General features: G+C 72.3%; 17 protein-coding genes. 4 read left to right on the top strand and 13 right to left on the bottom strand.

Going from position 1 to position 16,741, the window contains the following annotated elements; all coding sequences use genetic code 11:
- The first annotated feature begins 20 nt into the window (after positions 1-20).
- Positions 21-2,684 (top strand): ATP-binding protein, encoded by a 2,664-nt coding sequence (locus tag ACIPK3_RS02305; RefSeq protein ID WP_402565854.1) that lies wholly within the window; start codon positions 21-23, stop codon positions 2,682-2,684.
- On the opposite strand, the gene ACIPK3_RS02300 is transcribed toward ACIPK3_RS02305, so the two are convergent.
- Positions 2,681-3,088 carry a DUF2255 family protein gene (locus tag ACIPK3_RS02300; RefSeq protein ID WP_402565852.1) on the bottom strand — a complete coding sequence of 136 codons (408 nt, stop codon included), beginning with the start codon at positions 3,086-3,088 and terminating at the stop codon, positions 2,681-2,683. The genes ACIPK3_RS02305 and ACIPK3_RS02300 overlap by 4 nt on opposite strands.
- Before the next feature lie 106 nt (positions 3,089-3,194).
- Between ACIPK3_RS02300 and ACIPK3_RS02295 the strand changes: the two genes are divergently transcribed.
- Entirely contained in the window at positions 3,195-3,452 is a 258-nt protein-coding gene (locus tag ACIPK3_RS02295; protein WP_402565850.1) for a hypothetical protein, read from the top strand.
- A gap of 66 nt (positions 3,453-3,518) precedes the next feature.
- Here the strand turns inward: ACIPK3_RS02295 and ACIPK3_RS02290 are convergent, their stop codons facing one another.
- The 9 genes from ACIPK3_RS02290 to ACIPK3_RS02250 all read right to left on the bottom strand — a co-directional run bounded on the left by ACIPK3_RS02290 (position 3,519) and on the right by ACIPK3_RS02250 (position 11,253).
- On the bottom strand, positions 3,519-3,932 hold the full coding sequence (locus ACIPK3_RS02290) for a hypothetical protein (protein ID WP_402565849.1): 414 nt from the start codon (positions 3,930-3,932) through the stop codon (positions 3,519-3,521).
- Between the two features lie 21 nt (positions 3,933-3,953).
- Positions 3,954-4,916 (bottom strand): GTPase Era, encoded by a 963-nt coding sequence (era, locus tag ACIPK3_RS02285; protein ID WP_402565847.1) that lies wholly within the window; start codon positions 4,914-4,916, stop codon positions 3,954-3,956.
- 106 nt (positions 4,917-5,022) lie between these two features.
- Entirely contained in the window at positions 5,023-6,057 is a 1,035-nt protein-coding gene (locus tag ACIPK3_RS02280; RefSeq protein WP_402565845.1) for a WxL protein peptidoglycan domain-containing protein, read from the bottom strand.
- Positions 6,058-6,166: 109 nt separating this feature from the next.
- Positions 6,167-7,495, bottom strand: coding sequence for a beta-xylosidase (locus tag ACIPK3_RS02275; RefSeq protein ID WP_402565843.1), 1,329 nt, complete (start codon positions 7,493-7,495; stop codon positions 6,167-6,169).
- Between the two features lie 142 nt (positions 7,496-7,637).
- Entirely contained in the window at positions 7,638-7,988 is a 351-nt protein-coding gene (locus ACIPK3_RS02270) for a cytidine deaminase (RefSeq protein WP_402565842.1), read from the bottom strand.
- 20 nt (positions 7,989-8,008) lie between these two features.
- A complete protein-coding gene (locus ACIPK3_RS02265; protein WP_402565840.1) occupies positions 8,009-8,368 on the bottom strand; it encodes an MmcQ/YjbR family DNA-binding protein in 360 nt (119 codons plus the stop codon).
- Positions 8,365-9,657 (bottom strand): hemolysin family protein, encoded by a 1,293-nt coding sequence (locus ACIPK3_RS02260; RefSeq protein WP_402565838.1) that lies wholly within the window; start codon positions 9,655-9,657, stop codon positions 8,365-8,367. The genes ACIPK3_RS02265 and ACIPK3_RS02260 overlap by 4 nt, the downstream gene beginning before the upstream one ends.
- Before the next feature lie 9 nt (positions 9,658-9,666).
- A complete protein-coding gene (ybeY, locus tag ACIPK3_RS02255; protein ID WP_402565836.1) occupies positions 9,667-10,164 on the bottom strand; it encodes an rRNA maturation RNase YbeY in 498 nt (165 codons plus the stop codon).
- Between the two features lie 15 nt (positions 10,165-10,179).
- Entirely contained in the window at positions 10,180-11,253 is a 1,074-nt protein-coding gene (locus ACIPK3_RS02250) for a PhoH family protein (RefSeq protein WP_402565835.1), read from the bottom strand.
- Between the two features lie 208 nt (positions 11,254-11,461).
- On the opposite strand from ACIPK3_RS02250, the gene ACIPK3_RS02245 reads away from it, so the two are divergent.
- Positions 11,462-12,187, top strand: coding sequence for an FAD binding domain-containing protein (locus ACIPK3_RS02245; RefSeq protein WP_402565833.1), 726 nt, complete (start codon positions 11,462-11,464; stop codon positions 12,185-12,187).
- Positions 12,188-12,232: 45 nt separating this feature from the next.
- On the opposite strand, the gene ACIPK3_RS02240 is transcribed toward ACIPK3_RS02245, so the two are convergent.
- On the bottom strand, positions 12,233-13,375 hold the full coding sequence (locus ACIPK3_RS02240; RefSeq protein WP_402565831.1) for a carbohydrate kinase family protein: 1,143 nt from the start codon (positions 13,373-13,375) through the stop codon (positions 12,233-12,235).
- 253 nt (positions 13,376-13,628) lie between these two features.
- On the opposite strand from ACIPK3_RS02240, the gene ACIPK3_RS02235 reads away from it, so the two are divergent.
- A complete protein-coding gene (locus ACIPK3_RS02235) occupies positions 13,629-14,855 on the top strand; it encodes an MFS transporter (protein ID WP_402565829.1) in 1,227 nt (408 codons plus the stop codon).
- On the opposite strand, the gene ACIPK3_RS02230 is transcribed toward ACIPK3_RS02235, so the two are convergent.
- The gene (locus tag ACIPK3_RS02230) at positions 14,807-15,811 is read right to left on the bottom strand and encodes an adenosine deaminase (protein WP_402565828.1); all 1,005 of its coding nucleotides are present in this window, start codon (positions 15,809-15,811) and stop codon (positions 14,807-14,809) included. The genes ACIPK3_RS02235 and ACIPK3_RS02230 overlap by 49 nt on opposite strands.
- Positions 15,812-15,831: 20 nt before the next feature.
- Positions 15,832-16,737 (bottom strand): ribonuclease Z, encoded by a 906-nt coding sequence (locus tag ACIPK3_RS02225; RefSeq protein ID WP_402565826.1) that lies wholly within the window; start codon positions 16,735-16,737, stop codon positions 15,832-15,834.
- Between the last annotated feature and the right edge of the window lie 4 nt (positions 16,738-16,741).

Below are 16,741 nucleotides of genomic sequence, written 5' to 3'. Positions count from 1 at the left end.
GACCACATAGATTGTCGGGCATGCCCGAGACCTACACGGATGCGCTGATCGGCCGTCAGGACGAGATACGGCGGCTCGACTCCCTGCTCCGGGCCGCACGCGAGGGACGGGGCGGCGCCCTGGTCCTGCGCGGTGAACCGGGCATCGGCAAGAGCGCGCTGCTGCGGCATCTGGACGCGGCCGCGACCGGATTCCTCGTCATACGGGCGTCCGGCGCGGAGTTCGAGATGGAGCTGCCGTTCGCCGCGCTGCACCAGTTGCTCGCACCCGTCACCGGCCGGCTGACGGCGTTGCCCGCGCCGCACCGCAAGGCGCTGGAGATCGCCTTCGGCCTCGCCACCGGCACCCCCGATCCGTTCCTGGTCGGCGTCGCGTCGCTGGGCCTCCTGGTGGAGAACCTGGGGGAACGCCCGCTCCTGTGCGTCGTCGACGACGCACAGTGGCTGGACCAGGCGTCGGCCAAGGCGCTCGCCTTCCTGGCCCGCCGCATCTCGGCCGAGTCGATCGCCCTCGTGTTCGCGGCGCGCGAGCCGAGCCGCCTGCCCGAGCTGGAGGAACTGCCCAGCCATTCGCTTCAGGGCCTTGGCGAGGCGGATGCCCGGGCTCTGCTGGCCGCGGCGCTCCGCGCCCCGTTGGACGAACGGGTGCGCGACCGCATCCTGGCCGAGGCGCGTGGCAACCCCCTCGCCCTCGTGGAGCTGCCCAGGACCGCCGGACTCGCCGGGATGGCGGGCGGATTCGCGCAGCCCGAGTCGGTACCCGGCGTGATCGAGCAGAGCTTCCGGTCCCGGCTGGAACTCCTGCCACCGGCGGCCCGGATGCTGGTGACCGTCGCCGCCGCCGACCCGATCGGCGACCCCGGCCTGCTGTGGCGGGCGGCCGAACTCCTGGGCATCGACGCGGCCGCCGCCGCGGAGTCCGTCCCGCTGGTCGAGTTCGGCGCCCGGATCCGGTTCAGTCACCCCCTCGCCCGCTCGGCCGCCTACCGCGCCGCGACACCGGAGGAACGGCGCGGGGCGCACGAGGCGCTGGCCGCCGTGACCGACCCGGTCGCCGACCCCGACCGGCGGGCCTGGCACCGCGCCCAGGCCAGTGCCGGGCCCGACGAGCAGGTCGCCGCCGAGCTCGAGGCCTCCGCCACCCGCGCCCAGGAACGTGGCGGTGTCGCGGCGGCGGCGGCCTTCCTCGAACGCTCGGCCGCGCTCACGGTCAGCCCGGTCCAGCGCGCCGAGCGGGTGCTCGCCGCGGTCCAGGCCAAGCTCTCGGTGGGCGCCTTCGAGGCGGCGGCCGACCTGCTCACCACCGTCCGCACCGACGATCCCGGCCAGGCCGCCAGGGCCGACCTGCTCCGCGGCAGGCTGTCGTTCGTCCGCCGCCGGGGGGACGAGGCGCCCACCGCGTACCTCCTGCGGGCCGCCGCCCGGCTGGCGGCCACCGATCCCGCCTGGGCACGGGAGTGCTATCTGGACGCCATCGAGATGGGCCTGCTGCTCGGCGGCCTCGACCACGTGGTGGAGGCGGTCAGGAGCACCCCGCCCGCAGGTGGTCCGGCAACCGGTTCGGCGGCGGTACTGACCGGCCTGATCAGCCTGGTCGGCGACAAGTATCCGGCGGTGGGCGAGATCCTCGGGCCGGTCGTCGGCGACCCCGACGACGAGGTGTGGGCCAGGCGGCCGTCACTGGGCTTCATGGTGGCCACCGAGCTGTGGAACTACGACGCCATGTACGGCATCGCCACCCGTGCCGTGGCGGCCGGCCGCGAGTCGGGCTCCTTCCACGCGCTGCCCATCGGGCTGGCCATGCAGGCCACCGCGACCGTGCACACGGGCGACTTCGGTGCCGCGATGGAGCTGATCTCCGAGGAGGAGGCGATCGCCGACGCCACCGGCGCGGCACCGCTGGTCTACCCACGTCTCCACCTGGCCGCGCTGCGCGGGCGGCGCAAGGACGCCGTCGAGCTGTTCGCGTCGGTGGATCACCGGATGAGCCTCAGCGTGCAGTGGGCGACGGCCGTGCTCAGCAACGGCCTGGCCGACTATCCGGCGGCGCTCAAGGCGGCGAAGCAGGCGGTCGAGTACGGCGCCGTCGGCACGGCGGGCCTGGCCCTGCCCGAGCTGGTCGAGGCGGCCATGCGGTGCGGCGAGACCGAAGTCGCCGCCGCGGCCCTCGCGTCCTTCCAGGAGCGCACCCGGGCGGGCGGCCAGGCGTGGGGCCTGGGCGTCGAGGCCTGTGCGCGGGCGCTGGTGACCGAGGACGAGTCCGCCTACCAGGAGGCGATCAGCCTTCTCGACGACAGCCCACTGGTCGTCCACCGCGCCCGGGCCCATCTGCTGTACGGGGAGTGGCTGCGCCGCCAGGGCCGACGGCGGGACGCCCGCTCGGCGCTCCGCCTGGCGCACGAGCCGCTGTCCGACCTCGGTGTGGAGGCGTTCGCCGAGCGTGCCGCGGGCGAGTTGCGTGCCACGGGCGAGCAGGCCCGCAGTCGCACGTCGAAGGCGTCCGACCAGCTGACGATGCAGGAGGTGCACATCGCCCGCCTGGTCGCCGAAGGCGCCACCTCCAAGGAGGTGGCGGCGAAACTGTTCCTCAGCCCACGAACGGTCGACGCACACCTGCGCAACATCTTCCGCAAACTGGGCCTCACCTCACGCAGACAACTCCGGGACCTCCCCGACATCCGTTAGGGCCTGTCGTTTGGATCAGGCCGCAGCCGCAGGGTGGTCGCCGCGGCCTCGGGCCCGGTCATCGACTCCGCGGGGCCGGGCCAGTGCAGACCGTACTTGGCCCGGTAGGCGGTGGAGACGCGTCGGACGAGTTCGGGGGCGTTCACCGACAGGAGGGTGACGGGCAGCCGAACTCCGGCCGCTTCCACTTCCACCTCCGTGTCCGCGTGCCGCAGGACCCGGCGGTACCAGGCGCTTCGCTGTCCGAAGGCCGAGCGGACATAGGCCTCGCCGTCGAGCACCACCACCCAGACCGTCCTGGCCGACCACCGGCCGTCCGCGCGCCGTACCCGCAGAACGATCTCCGCGCAATCCATGACCGTGTTCGTGACTGTCTTCGTGACCGTGTCCATGGCTGTCTTCACGGACCAACCTTCGCCGCGCGGGCACTACGTACGCGTCGGTGGTCATCGCCTATATAGGCGGGCTTCACCGACGCGAGGGCGGTGCTCCCGCGACGAAGCTGAGGCCATGACGAACACCGGGACGCACACCGAAACCGCCACCTTCACCGCCCTCCTCGAGAAGGCGCCGCACGACAAGGAGCCGAAGAAGAACAAGGCCGACGCGAAGAAGGGCAAGGGCACGAAGAAGGGCAAGGCCCGCCGGCGTACCGCCAAGGCACTGGCGTACTTCGCCCTGGTCTTCACCGGGCTCACGGTCCTGGCCGAGCCGTGGCTGCTGCTCCCGGTCGCCGCCCTGATCCTCGCGATCTCCCTCTGGGACTGACCTGAACGCCGGTGTGTGCTGGTCGCGGTTCTCGGACAACCACGGGAGACCGCGGCCGGCACGCGGTCAGAGCCTGAACATGGCTCCGCGCCACGTCCATCCCGCGCCGAGCACCGCGTCCCGCAGCGGGCCCTTCATGTCCGCGGACCGGAAACTCCGCTGTCCGTGGCGCCACATCTCGTTCACCTGGCCCCGGTTGTACTCGCGCCGACCTCCCCGCCTGCTCCACATCTCGTCGAGCGAACGCACCTCGCGCCTGGCCGAGTCGAGACGCATCTGCGTCTTGAGGGTCAGTCCCAGCTCGGGTATCTCCCACACCGCCACCAGATCCCCGCCTTCCTTGGCGGTGGCGTTGCGCACGTTCCACGGCACGTCCGGACCGCCGAGCGTGAGGAGCGCGGCCCGGACCTCCGTGGCGGGCAGCGAAGTCGCGCCGTCGGCGGGGTACTTGGTGCCGGTGATTCTGTCGAGAAAGCCCATGCGGGCAGCCTAGAGCGTGTCCTAGAACCCCAGCCGCCGCAGCTGCTTCGGGTCCCGCTGCCAGTCCTTGGCCACCTTCACGTGCAGGTCCAGGAAGACCGGCGTGCCGAGGAGGGCCTCGATGTGCTTGCGGGACTTCATGCCGACCTCCTTCAGGCGCTGGCCCTTGGGGCCGATGATGATCCCCTTCTGGCTGGAGCGCTCGATGTAGAGGTTGGCGTGGATGTCGAGCAGGGGGCGGTCCGCGGGACGGTCCTCGCGCGGGATCATCTCCTCCACCACCACGGCGATGGAGTGCGGCAGCTCGTCGCGGACGCCCTCGAGGGCGGCTTCGCGGATCAGCTCGGCCACCATGACCTGCTCGGGCTCGTCCGTCAGGTCACCCTCGGGGTAGAGAGGGGGGCTCTCCGGCAGGAGCGGGATCAGCAGGTCGGCCAGCAGGCTCACCTGCTTGTCGCCGACCGCCGACACCGGGACGATCTCCGTCCACTCGAAGCCCAGCTCCTTGCCCAGCTGGTCGATGGCGATCAGCTGCTCGGCGAGGGCCTTGGAGTCCACGAGGTCCGTCTTCGTGACGATCGCGACCTTGGGGGTCTTTCGGATGCCCGCGAGTTCCTTCGCGATGAACCGGTCGCCCGGGCCGATCTTCTGGTCGGCGGGCAGGCAGAAGCCGATCACGTCGACCTCGGCCCACGTGGTGCGGACCACGTCGTTGAGCCGCTCGCCGAGGAGCGTGCGCGGCTTGTGCAGTCCGGGGGTGTCCACCAGGATCAGCTGGGCGTCGGGGCGGTGCACGATGCCACGGACGGTGTGCCGGGTCGTCTGTGGCCGGTTCGAGGTGATCGCCACCTTCTGCCCGACCAGAGCGTTCGTGAGGGTGGACTTGCCCGCGTTGGGCCGGCCCACGAAGCAGGCGAAGCCGGCACGGTGGACGGCCTCGGCCGGCTGCTCGGATGACTGGGTGCGAACGCTCATGCCGCCCATTGTCCCTGATCCCCGGGCATGGATCGCCCGTCCGTGGCCGGGCGGGCGATCGTCGGCACCACGCGGACCGGGCGGACCGGGATCGGGAGGCCGGGGACGCCCGCCGTCACCGTCGCGCGGACGGCAGGAAGCGCGGGCGGGAGGGTGTGGCCGCCGGTCGCCTGGAGCGTCGTACGCGTGCGGTGCGGCGGGGGCGGCGCCCCCGGCGGGCCCGGACCAGCAGCGCGGCCGCGACGGCGCCTGCGGCGAGGACCACGGCCAGGACCAGCCACGGCAGCGCGAGGAACGACGTACTGGCCGTTTCATGGGTGCCGGTGGCGGTCGCCGTCAGGGTGATGTCGCCCCGGTCGAACTGCGGGGCACCCCGCCAGGGCTCGGTGAGGCGGACCCGCTGGCCGGGCAGCAGCTCGGAGGGGATCCGGGTCAGGTCGCGGTCGAGGAGCGTACGGCCGAACAGTCCGTGGGCGCGGAGTTCCACCTTCGGGTCGAGGGTGACGTTGCCGCTGTTGTGCAGGGTGTAGGAGATCGTCGCGGTGCTGTCGCCGAGGCCGGGGACGAGCGGCCGGTGATGGGTGACGTGCATGTTCTCGACGGCGATCGCCGGCAGGGTGGGGCCGCTCACCCGCAGGTAGACACGGGCGGCCACGGCCTGCCGCACTCCGAGGGCGAGGGATCCGGAGCCCTGGGCCACGCGCTCGTCGAGGGCCACGATCGCGCCGGGGTGGTCGCCCGGTTCGGCGCCGTCCGGGACGCTCAGGGTGAAGGGCACGGTGACCGTCCTGTGGCCGGGCACGGTGATCCGGGACTGCGCGAGTCTGGCCCAGGTGCCGACGCCCCGCATCCGTTCGCCGAGGGTGCGTACGGCGAAGCCGCCGTCGCGGGCGGTGTTGTAGGCGTCGGCCGCGTACAGGCGGAAGGTGAGCGGCGCGCCGGTCTTGTTGGCGAGGGCGACCTTGTCGGTGATCGTCTGGCCGGGGTCGGCGGAGAGGTAGAAGTAGGGCCGGGCGGCGATCTCGGAGGCGACGGGGTAGACGGACCAGCTGCCGTTGTCGGCGGCGTACGCGGGCACGGGCGCCAGGCCGCAGAGCAGCCCGCCGAACAGGGTGAGGAGGCTCAGGAGGAGGACGTGCGGCTTGCGCATGGGTGCGGACTCCCCACGGCTGGGACGGTTCGGCGGTCGGGCGGGTGCGGCCCGGATGCGGTCGGGCGCCCGGCCACCGAGGGAGGGCGGATCAGGCGGAGCGTGCGGATCAGCTCAGCGTGAGCGTCAGGATGCCCGAGTACGAGCCCGGCGGGGTGAACGCCGGCACGTCCAGGGACAGCCCGGCGTCGACGGTGAACTCACCGCCGGTGGCGGCGGCGTCCGGGGTCGACGCGAGGGTCGCTCCGGTGAGGCCGACCGCGCCGGCCGAACCGGCCTTGCAGGTGCTCGGGCTGCCCGCCTTGGTGGCGCAGGCGGGGCTCCAGCTCAGCTTCCCGGCATCGACCTTGGCGCCGGGTCCGGTGAAGTCGGTGACCTTGCCGGTCAGGGACCAGCCCGCGGGGCCGCCGCGGTAGTCCTTGACGGTCACCGTCTGGAGGGCGCCGGTGGAGGCCCCGCCCTTGCCGAAGTCGACCGCCGAGAGTGCGACGGCGTCCCCGGCCTGGGACATGGAGAGGGTTCCGGCCTTGACGGTGGTGGTCAGCTTCTGGCTGCCGTCGGGAATCGGCGTGTTGTCGTTCACGACGTAGGCGGCAGGGCCCGCCCCGGTGTCGGCGTTCCACGAACCTCCCTCGTACGCCACGATCCCGCTCGTCGTCTTGTCGCTGACGGTGAGCGCGGCGCTGAAGGAACCCTGGGCGTTCGCGGTGGCGGTGGCCTTGTCGGCGGTCTGGGTGGCCCCGGACCGTCCGGCGAGGGTGACGGTCGCCCCCGGCGTGAAGTTGCTGCCGGTGACGGTGACGCTGTCACCGGGGTTGCCGGATGCCGAACTCAGCGAGATGGCACGGGTGTTGGCGGGTGTGCCGGTGGTCGCGGTGACCGTCTCCGAGGTCGGGGCGGGCCCGTTGGTGACCGTGCACGGGGTGTCCAGCTCGAGGATGTAGCTGGTGTGGATGTTGTAGTCGCCGGGCGAGAGGGTGATCGCGCCGGGCTGGGTGACGGTGAACGATCCGGTCATGGAGAAGGACGGGAAGGGCGCCTTGCCCGCGACCGGGTCGTTCTTCTTGGGGCCGGTGACCGTGACGGCACCGGACTGCGCGCCACCGAGGGCGACCTTGCCGGTCGGCGTCATGATGTCGGCCGGCAGGGCGATGTCGGTGGGGTTGCTGGCGGCGGGCGTGACCACCGTGTAGGTCACGTTGACCGTGTCGCCGACCTTGGGACTGGTGTTGTCCACCGCGATCTTCGCGGTGGTGGTGCCGTCGATCGGGGGGAGCCCCGATATGGCCGGCGGAATGCAGTGCGTGGCGAAGTCCACGTTGATGCCCGCGGCAGTGGCCGGACCGGCCAGCGTGCCGCCCGCGGTGACCGCGAGCGCGGTCGCGCCGAGCAGCGATGCCCAGCGCCACCTTGGGGATCTTCGGGGCGTAGAACTCATGGCCCCCTCCTGAGGGTTGCGGGCGCAGCGGCTCGATCTGCGCCGACAGGGGGCCATTGATGTGCAGGCAAGTTGAGAAGTCAATGGAGATGCCGCAGAAAGCTGACGACCCATCAGTTTCGGTGCATCCGGAACAGATCGCTCAGTTCGCCGGGACCGTCAGCCGCACGGTCCCGTCCGGCCCCGCCACCAGCACCGGCGTCCCCGCACCGCCGAGGTCCCGCACCGCCGCGAGATCCTCCGCGGACGCGCCCTCGCCCTCGGTGACCAGCGCCGCCGCCTCCAGGGACGCCGCCCCGGACGCCACCGCCATCGCCACTGCCGTACGCAGCGCGCTGAGCTTCAGGGAGTCCAGGTCCACGGTCGCGGCGACATACGTACGGCCCGTCTCGTCGCGTACCGCCGCCCCCTCGGGCACGCCGTTGCGGGCCCGCGCGGAACGGGCGAGCGTGACGATCTTGCGGTCCTCGGCGCCAAGCGCGTTGTCGGTCATGTCTCGAGCATACGGCCCGGTCAGGGGCGGTCCAGGCGCAGTCGCTCGGCCCGTGGCAGGCCCGCGACGACCAGGTCGTACGAGTCCTCGACGAGCTCCCGGACCATACGGTCGGGGAGTCCGCCGTCGGCGGTGACGGTGTTCCAGTGGCGCTTGTTCATGTGGTAGCCGGGGATGATCAGGCCCTCGTGCTCGGTGCGCAGCCGGACCGCGTCCTCCGGGTCGCACTTGAGGTTGACCGTCAGCGGGTCGGCGTCGAGCCGGCTCAGCGCGAACAGCTTGCCGCACACCTTGAAGACCGAGGTCTCGGGGCCGAACGGGAACTCCTCGACCACCGCGTTGAAGGACAGACAGAAGGCGCGCAGTTGCCCGGGCGTCACTCGGACACCGCCGCGCCCTGCTCCGCGGGTTCCACCAGCACCGTGACGATCTTGTTCCGGCGTCCGGCGGCCGCCTCCGCCGTCAGCCGCAGCCTGCGCTCGTCGGGCAGCTCGACCTCGGCCGAGGCGCCCGCGATGGGCACCCGGCCGAGCGCCTTCGCGAGCAGTCCGCCGACGGTCTCCACGTCCTCGTCGTCGTACTCCTCCAGGCCGTACAGCTCGCCGAGGTCGGTGATGTCGAGGCGGGCGGTGACCCGGTAGCGGTCGTCGCCGAGCTCCTCCACCGGCGGGAGTTCACGGTCGTACTCGTCGGTGATCTCGCCGACGATCTCCTCGAGGATGTCCTCGATGGTGACGATGCCCGCGGTGCCGCCGTACTCGTCGATGACGACGGCGACGTGGTTGCGTTCCTTCTGCATCTCGCGCAGCAGGTCGCCGGCGTTCTTGGTGTCGGGCACGAAGAACGCGGGCCGCATCGCCGTGGACACCAGGTCGTTCTCGGCGTCGCGGCTGATGTGCGTCTTGCGGACCAGGTCCTTCAGGTACACGATCCCGACGATGTCGTCCTCGCTCTCGCCGGTGACCGGGATGCGCGAGAAGCCCGAGCGGAGCGCCAGGGTGAGGGCCTGCCGGATGGTCTTGTAGCGCTCGATGACGACCAGGTCGGTCCGGGGCACCATGACCTCGCGGACCAGGGTGTCGCCGAGCTCGAAGACCGAGTGCACCATGCGGCGCTCCTCGTCCTCGATCAGCGACTCCTTCTCGGCGAGGTCGACCAGCGCGCGCAGCTCGGCCTCGGAGGCGAACGGCCCCCGGCGGAAGCCCTTGCCGGGGGTCAGGGCGTTGCCGATGAGGATGAGCAGCGAGGGGATCGGGCCCATGATCCTGGCCAGCGGCAGCAGCACGTACGCGGCGGCCGTCGCCGTGTTCAGCGGATGCTGGCGGCCGATGGTGCGCGGTGAGACGCCGACGGCGACATACGACACCAGGACCATCACACCGATGGCGACCAGCAGGGCCTGCCAGGTGGCGTCGAACTCCTGGAGGCAGGCGTAGGTCACCAGGGTCGCGGCGGCCATCTCGCAGACGACGCGGACCAGCAGCGCCACGTTGAGGTAGCGCGTCGGGTCGGCGGCGATCTGGGCGAGCTTGGCGCTGCCGCGCCGCCCGGTGCGTACGGCCTCCTCCGCGCGGAAGCTGGAGACGCGGGCGATGCCGGCCTCCGCGCAGGCGGCGAGCCAGGCGACGACGACCAGGGCGATCGCGCCGACGACGAGCTGTGGACTCATCTCGGCCGCTTACGAGACGGTCGGCGCCGGAGACGGGCCGGTCAGGCCACGCTCCGCCCGCCAGCCGTCCACGATGGCAGCCTGGAGCCCGAACATCTCGGCCTTCTCGTCGGGCTCCTCGTGGTCGTAGCCCAGCAGGTGCAGCACGCCGTGGACGGTGAGCAGCTGGAGCTCCTCGTCCATGGAGTGCTCCGTGGGCGCCTCGGTACCCTGCCTGGCGGCGACCTCGGGGCACAGCACGATGTCACCGAGGAGGCCCTGCGGGGTCTCCTCCTCGTCCTTGGCGGGCGGCCGCAGCTCGTCCATCGGGAAGGACATGACATCCGTGGGGCCGGGCAGGTCCATCCACTGGATGTGCAGCTGCTCCATGGCGTCGGCGTCCACGACGATCACCGAGAGCTCGGAGAGCGGGTGGATGCGCATCCGTGCGAGCGCGTAGCGGGCGATGTCGAGGATCGCCTGCTCGTCGACCTCGGTTCCGGACTCGTTGTTGACGTCGATCGACATGGTGGTGCCGTGTCTCTACTTCCCCTTGTGCCCGGACTGCCTGCCCCGGCCGCCCTTGTGGGTGCCGTTCTCGGTGCCGTGCTCGCTGTCGTACTGCTCGTACGCGTCGACGATACGGCCCACCAGCTTGTGCCGTACGACATCCTGCGACGACAGCCGGGAGAAGTGGACGTCGTCCAGGCCCTCCAGGATGTCCTGGACCTGGCGCAGACCGCTCTTCGTGCCGTTCGGCAGGTCGACCTGGGTGACGTCACCGGTGATGACGATCTTCGAGTCGAAGCCGAGGCGGGTGAGGAACATCTTCATCTGCTCGGGGCTGGTGTTCTGGGCCTCGTCCAGAATGATGAAGGCGTCGTTGAGGGTGCGGCCTCGCATGTAGGCCAGCGGCGCGACCTCGATGGTCCCCGCCGCCATGAGCCGCGGGATCGAGTCCGGGTCGAGCATGTCGTGCAGCGCGTCGTACAGCGGGCGCAGGTACGGGTCGATCTTCTCGTAGAGGGTGCCGGGCAGGAAGCCGAGGCGTTCGCCGGCCTCCACCGCGGGGCGGGTCAGGATGATGCGGTTGACCTGCTTGGACTGGAGGGCCTGCACCGCCTTGGCCATGGCCAGGTAGGTCTTGCCGGTGCCGGCGGGGCCGATGCCGAAGACGATCGTGTGCTTGTCGATCGCGTCGACGTACCGCTTCTGGTTGAGCGTCTTGGGGCGGATGGTGCGGCCGCGCGAGGACAGGATGTTCTGCGTCAGCACCTCGGCCGGGGTCTCCGGGCCGTCACTCGTCCCGTTGTCGCTCGCCTTGAGCATGGCGATCGAGCGTTCCACCGCGTCCTCCGTCATCGGCTGCCCGGTGCGGAGCACCAGCATCATCTCGTCGAACAGTCGCTGGACAAGGGCGACTTCACCGGCGTCGCCGACCGCGCTGATCTCGTTGCCCCGGACGTGGATGTCGGCCGCCGGGAAGGCCCTTTCGATCACGCGCAGGAGGGAGTCGCCGGATCCCAGCACGGTGACCATCGGATGCTGGGCAGGGACCGTGAACTGTGCTCTCGCCTGTCCCTGCGCGGGGGTCTGAGCTGTGGGTGTCTGAGTCATGGGCCGGCGCTTAAGGCCTGCGGATCCTCCTCGTGACGGCCGCCTAGCTGAGGGCGGCCTCGCATTTCCAAGGGTACGACGGGGTGCTGACAACGCCGTAGGGCTTTTCGGCGCCCGGTCGTGCCGCGGTGAGCCCTGCATGCGCTCCGGCGCGGGTGGGCAGAATGCGCCGTGCCACCGCCGCCCCCGAGAAAGCAGGTCGGCCGCCATGCTTCTGCGTCTGCCCACGTCCGTGTCCGAAGCGAGCCGGTGCCTGTCCGAGGGGGCGATACCCGTCGGCGGCGCCACCCTCGTGTGGGCCGCCTGGCAGCGGGACGGCTTCCCCGAACAGGCGGTGTCACTGCGTGACGTGCCCGAGGCCCGGGTGATCGGGGCCGAGGAGGTGGGCGCGGCCGTGGTGCTGAACCAGATCGACGAACGCGTGCCCGAGGTGCTGCGCCGCGCGGCGGCCGGGGTCGGCACCGGTGCCGTGCGCCGCGCCGCCACGGTGGGCGGCAACCTGGTCGGCAGCACCCTGCGCTGCCTGCTGCCCGCGGCGCTGGTGCTGGACGCCCGCGCCGTGGTGCTGGACGCGGACGGCACGTACGAGACCGACCTCGCCGAGGTGGTGGCGAAGCGCCCGCTGCTGCTGAGCCTGCGCTGGAGCGCCCCGCTGGCCTGCGCCTACCGCAAGCTGCCCGCCAAGGCGGGTGGCGAGCCCCCGTCGGTCGCGGCGGCCGCCGTGCACGCGGGCGGAGCGGGGGGCGTCAAGCTGCTGCGCGTCGCCGTGCGTGAGGGCTACGAGGTCCTCACCGAGACCGTGCCCTGCGGCGCGGACGCCGCCGGGGTCCTGGACGCCCTGGCCCGCACCCAGCTCGGCACCCTCTCCGCCGAGGTCCGGGAACTGCTCCGGGAACAGGTGGCCGCGGCGCTGGCGTCGGCCGGGGAACGCTGAGCGGTGTCGGACACGCCCCAGGGCGAGCGGCCCGGCTCGCGGGTCTCACGCGGAGCCGCGGAAGCCGATGGTCGGGACCGCTCTGCGGCGGGGCCAGGGCCTGAGCTGTGCCTCCGGGACGAGGTTGTCCAGGAAGGCGTAGCGGCGCAGCGCGGTCGGGTCCTGGCCGGGTACCGACTGGACCTTCCGCCACCACGCGCCGATCTCCGCCCAGCCGGGGGCGGAGAGGGAGCCGCCGAATTCCTGGACGGACAGGGCCGCGGTCAGACCGGCGAAGGCGAGGCGGTCGGCAAGCGGCCAGCCGGCCAGACCGGCGGTGACGAAGCCCGCGACGAAGACGTCTCCGGCGCCGGTCGGGTCGAGGGCCTCGACCGCGATCGCGGGCACCTCGGCACTCTCCCCGGTGCGCCGGTCCACGGCGTAGGCGCCCTCCGCGCCGAGGGTGACGACCGCCAGCGGCACGTGCTCGGTGAGCGCGTGGGCCGCCGCGCGCGGGCAGGTGGCGCGGGTGTAGCGCATGGCCTCCTCGGCGTTCGGCAGGAAGGCCTCGCAGCGGGCCAGGTCGGGCAGGGCGGCGAGGTCCCACGCACCGGTCTCGTCCCAGCCGACGTCCGCGAAGATCAGGGTGCCCTCACCGGCCGCGCGGGCGATCCAGGGGGCGCTCTGCCCCGGGGTGAGGGAGGCGACCGCGGCACGCGCGCGCGGGAGGCGGTCCGGGGCGCCCTGCCGGTCGAAGACGCCCTCGGGCGGAGGTTCGTGACCGTGCGAGACCATCGTGCGCTCGCCCTCGTACGCCATGGAGACCGTGACCGGTGAGTGCCAGCCGGGCACCGTGCGGGACGCGGACAGGTCGATGCCCTCGCCGTGCGCGAGCTCGTCCCAGCAGTACTCGCCGTAGTGGTCGTCGCCGAAGGCGGCCGCGAGGGACGTGCGCAGGCCGAGGCGGGCCAGGGCGGTCGCCATGTTGGCCACGCCGCCGGGGCTCGACCCCATTCCGCGTGCCCAGGACTCGGTGCCGCGCACGGGGGCCGTGTCGAGGCCGGTGAAGACGATGTCCAGGAAGACGGTGCCCGTGAGGTAGACGTCCCAGGGCGGGTCGCCGGGGGCGCGCAGGGCGGCCAGCGGGTCGACCTGCGCGGGCCAGCTGTGCGGGTCTCCGAGGTGTTCCGGTTCCTCTCCGGTGGTCACGGTGGCTCCCTGCCTGGTACGGGTGTGGCCAGTGTGCACCACTTCGCGTTCGGCACGGCGGTGCGGGCGCGCACTTTTACCCGCCCCAACCAAGATCAAACAGAACGTGTTCCAGATCACACCCGGCGCGCTTTCTCCGCACCCGCCCGCTTGATACAACTTCCCTCGCGCGTTCCTGTCCGTCGACGGTCGTCGCTCCCTCCCCCTGAGAGCTCCTCAGAACCGTCCGCTTTCGCATGCCTTGGGAACGCCCGTGTCCGCCCCCCGTACCACTCCCTGGCCCCTCGTCGCCCTTTTCGCGGCCGGCTATCTCGCGCCCTACCTGCTCCCCACGACCGTCGGCCGGCTCGACTCGGGGCTGCCCCTCTCCACCACCGCGGCGGGCGCCATCGGCAGCGCGCTGCTTTTGAGTTCGGCGGCGGCGGGCCTGCTGCTGGTGTCGCGGGCCGACCGGATCGGGGCGCGCGCCCTGGCCCGCGCCGGCCTCGTGCTCTGCGCCGTCGGCTATGGCGGCGCCGCCCTCACCACGGCCGTACCGGCCGTCGTCGTGGGTGCACTCGTCGGCGGATTCGGCTCGGGCACGGTGACCGCGGTCGCCGCCCGCGGCATGGCCGCCCGGCCCGACGCGCACCGCCTCTCGACCCTCGGTCTGCTCACCGTCTCCGCGCTCGCCGGTGCCGTCTATCTGACGGTCCCGCACCTCGGCGCGGGCCACGGGCAGCCGCTGGCCGCGCTCGCGCTCACCGCGTTGGCCGTCTGGCCGTTCACCGGCCGTCTCCCGCTGGGTACGGCGGCCGCCCGCTCCCGGCGCGACCGCGCGCCGCTGCCCAGCCCGCGCTCCGGTCTTCTCCTGTCCGCCGCCGTACTGGGCTGGTCCCTGGTGCAGAACGCCCTGTGGGGGGTCAGCGGCCGTATCGGCCTGGACCAGGCGCACCTCAGCGAGGCCACCGTAGGGGTGGTCTTCGCGGTCGCGCTCGGTGCCGGACTGGCCGGCACCCTGGGCGCCGGGGCGCTCGGCGGACGGCTGGGGACGGCGGCGCCGATCGGCGGCGGCACGGTGCTGATCGCGGTGTGTGTCGCGCTCAGCGCGGCGGCGGGCGACCTGCGGACCTTCGCGGCGGGCGAGATCGCCTGGAACGTGCTGTACCCGATCGTGCTGTCGTACGTCCTCGGCCTCGGCGCCGCCCTGGACCCGCGCGGCCGCTGGGCGGTGTACGTCGGTTCGGCGTCCGCGCTGGGCACGGCGGCGGGCCCGCTGACCGGCAGCGTCCTGTCGGCCTGGGCCGGCTTCCCCACCATGGGCACCGTCCTGGCCGGCGGTCTGCTGCTGATCGCGGCCCCGCTCACGGCCGTCGCCCTGCGCGCCGGCCGGCGGACGCAGCCGGTCGTGGAGATCCTTGTCGAGACCGTGGCCACGCCCGCCCAGAGCGCCTACGGCACCGCCGCGGAGAACTCGTACGCGTCCACCTCCGCCAGGTAGCGGGCCCGGCGTTCCTCGTCGTCCGCCAGGAAGGAGGCGAGGAACGAGTTGCGGGCCAGCTCGCGCATCTGCTCCTTGGTCAGGCCGAGGGCCGCGCGTACGGCGTGGTAGTTGTCCGCGACGTAGCCGCCGAAGTAGGCGGGGTCGTCGGAGTTGACCGTGCACAGCAGGCCCGCCTCCATCATCCTGCGCAGCGGATGCTCCGTCAGGGCGTCCACCGCACGCAGGCGGACGTTGGACAGCGGGCACAGGGTCAGCGGGATGCGGTCCCGTACCAGGCGTTCCACCAGGGCGGGGTCCTCCAGGCAGCGCAGGCCGTGGTCCACGCGCTCGACGCCGAGGACGTCGAGGGCCTCGGTGATGTAGGCGGGCGGACCCTCCTCGCCCGCGTGGGCCACGCGCCGCAGACCGAGCGCGGCGGCCGCCTCGTACACCTCGCGGAACTTGGCCGGCGGGTGGCCGACCTCGGCCGAGTCGAGGCCGACACCGGTGATGCGGTCGAGGTGGGGGCGGGCGGCCTCCAGGGTCTCCAGGGCCGAGTCGGCGGACTCGTCGCGCAGGAAGCACATGATCAGCCGGGTGGAGACGCCGTGGGCGGCCTCGCTGTTGCCGAGCGCCCGCCACAGGCCCTCCACCACCGTGCTCATCGGCACGCCCCTCGCGATGTGCGCCTGCGGGTCGAAGAAGATCTCCGCGTGCCGCACGCCCTGCGCGGCGGCGCGGGTGAGGTAGGCGTCGGCGAGGTCGGCGAAGTCCTGCTCGGTGCGGAGCACGGCCATGAGTTCGTAGTACAGGTTCAGGAAGGACTGGAGGTCCGCGAACTCGTACGCCTTGCGCAGTTCTTCCGTGTCCGCGTACGGGAGCCGGACACCGTTGCGCTCCGCGAGCCGGAAGGCGAGTTCCGGTTCCAGGGTGCCTTCGACGTGGAGGTGCAGTTCTGCTTTGGGGAGGGGCATCAAAGCATCGTAAACGGCACTTAACGGCGCTTCGGGAGCGGCACTCGCAGAAGGTCGTGCGCCACGGTCAGCTCACCCTCGAAACCGGCCGCCCGCGCCTGCCGTTCGAACTCGTCCGGTTCGGTGTAGCGCTGGCTGAAGTGGGTGAGCACGAGGTGCCGCACCCCCGCCTCGCGGGCGACGCGGGCCGCCTGCCCGGCCGTCAGGTGCCCGTGCTCGACCGCTAGTCCCTCGTCCTCGTCCAGGAAGGTGGACTCGATGACCAGCATGTCGCAGCCCTCGGCGAGCGCGTGCACCCCGTCGCACAGCCGGGTGTCCATGACGAACGCGAACCGCTGTCCGCGCCGCACCTCGCTGACGTCCTCGATACGCACACCGCCGAGAACGCCCTCGCGCTGGATCCGTCCGACGTCCGGCCCCTTGATGCCGTGCGAGGCGAGCCGATCGGGCAGCATGCGCAGCCCGTCGGGCTCGACGAGCCGGTAGCCGTAGGACTCGACCGGGTGGGACAGTCTGCGGGCCTCGAGGGTGTACGACGGGGTCACCGCCAGGATCCCGTCGGCGTCCACCGGCGCCTCGGTGACCCCGACCGTCTCCCGGTAGGCGGTCGCGTACCGCAGCCGGTCGAAGAAGTGCTGCCCGGAGCGCGGGTAGTGGGCGGTGACCGGGTGCGGCACCTGGTCGAGGTTGATCCGCTGGATGACCCCGGCGAGGCCCAGCGAGTGGTCCCCGTGGAAGTGGGTGACGCAGATCCGGTTCAGGTCGTGCGCGGCGACCCCGGCCCGCACCATCTGCCGCTGGGTGCCCTCACCGGGATCGAACAGGATGCCCTCGCCGTCCCAGCGCAGCACATAGCCGTTGTGGTTGCGGTGCCGGGTCGGGACCTGGCTGGCGGTGCCGAGGACGACCAGTTCACGTACGGACACGGCG

The organism is Streptomyces sp. NPDC086787 (assembly GCF_044745865.1).
GTDB lineage: Bacteria > Actinomycetota > Actinomycetes > Streptomycetales > Streptomycetaceae > Streptomyces.
The sequence above is the reverse complement of the archived record's forward strand: the minus strand, read 5'-3'. Positions and strand labels throughout refer to the sequence as shown.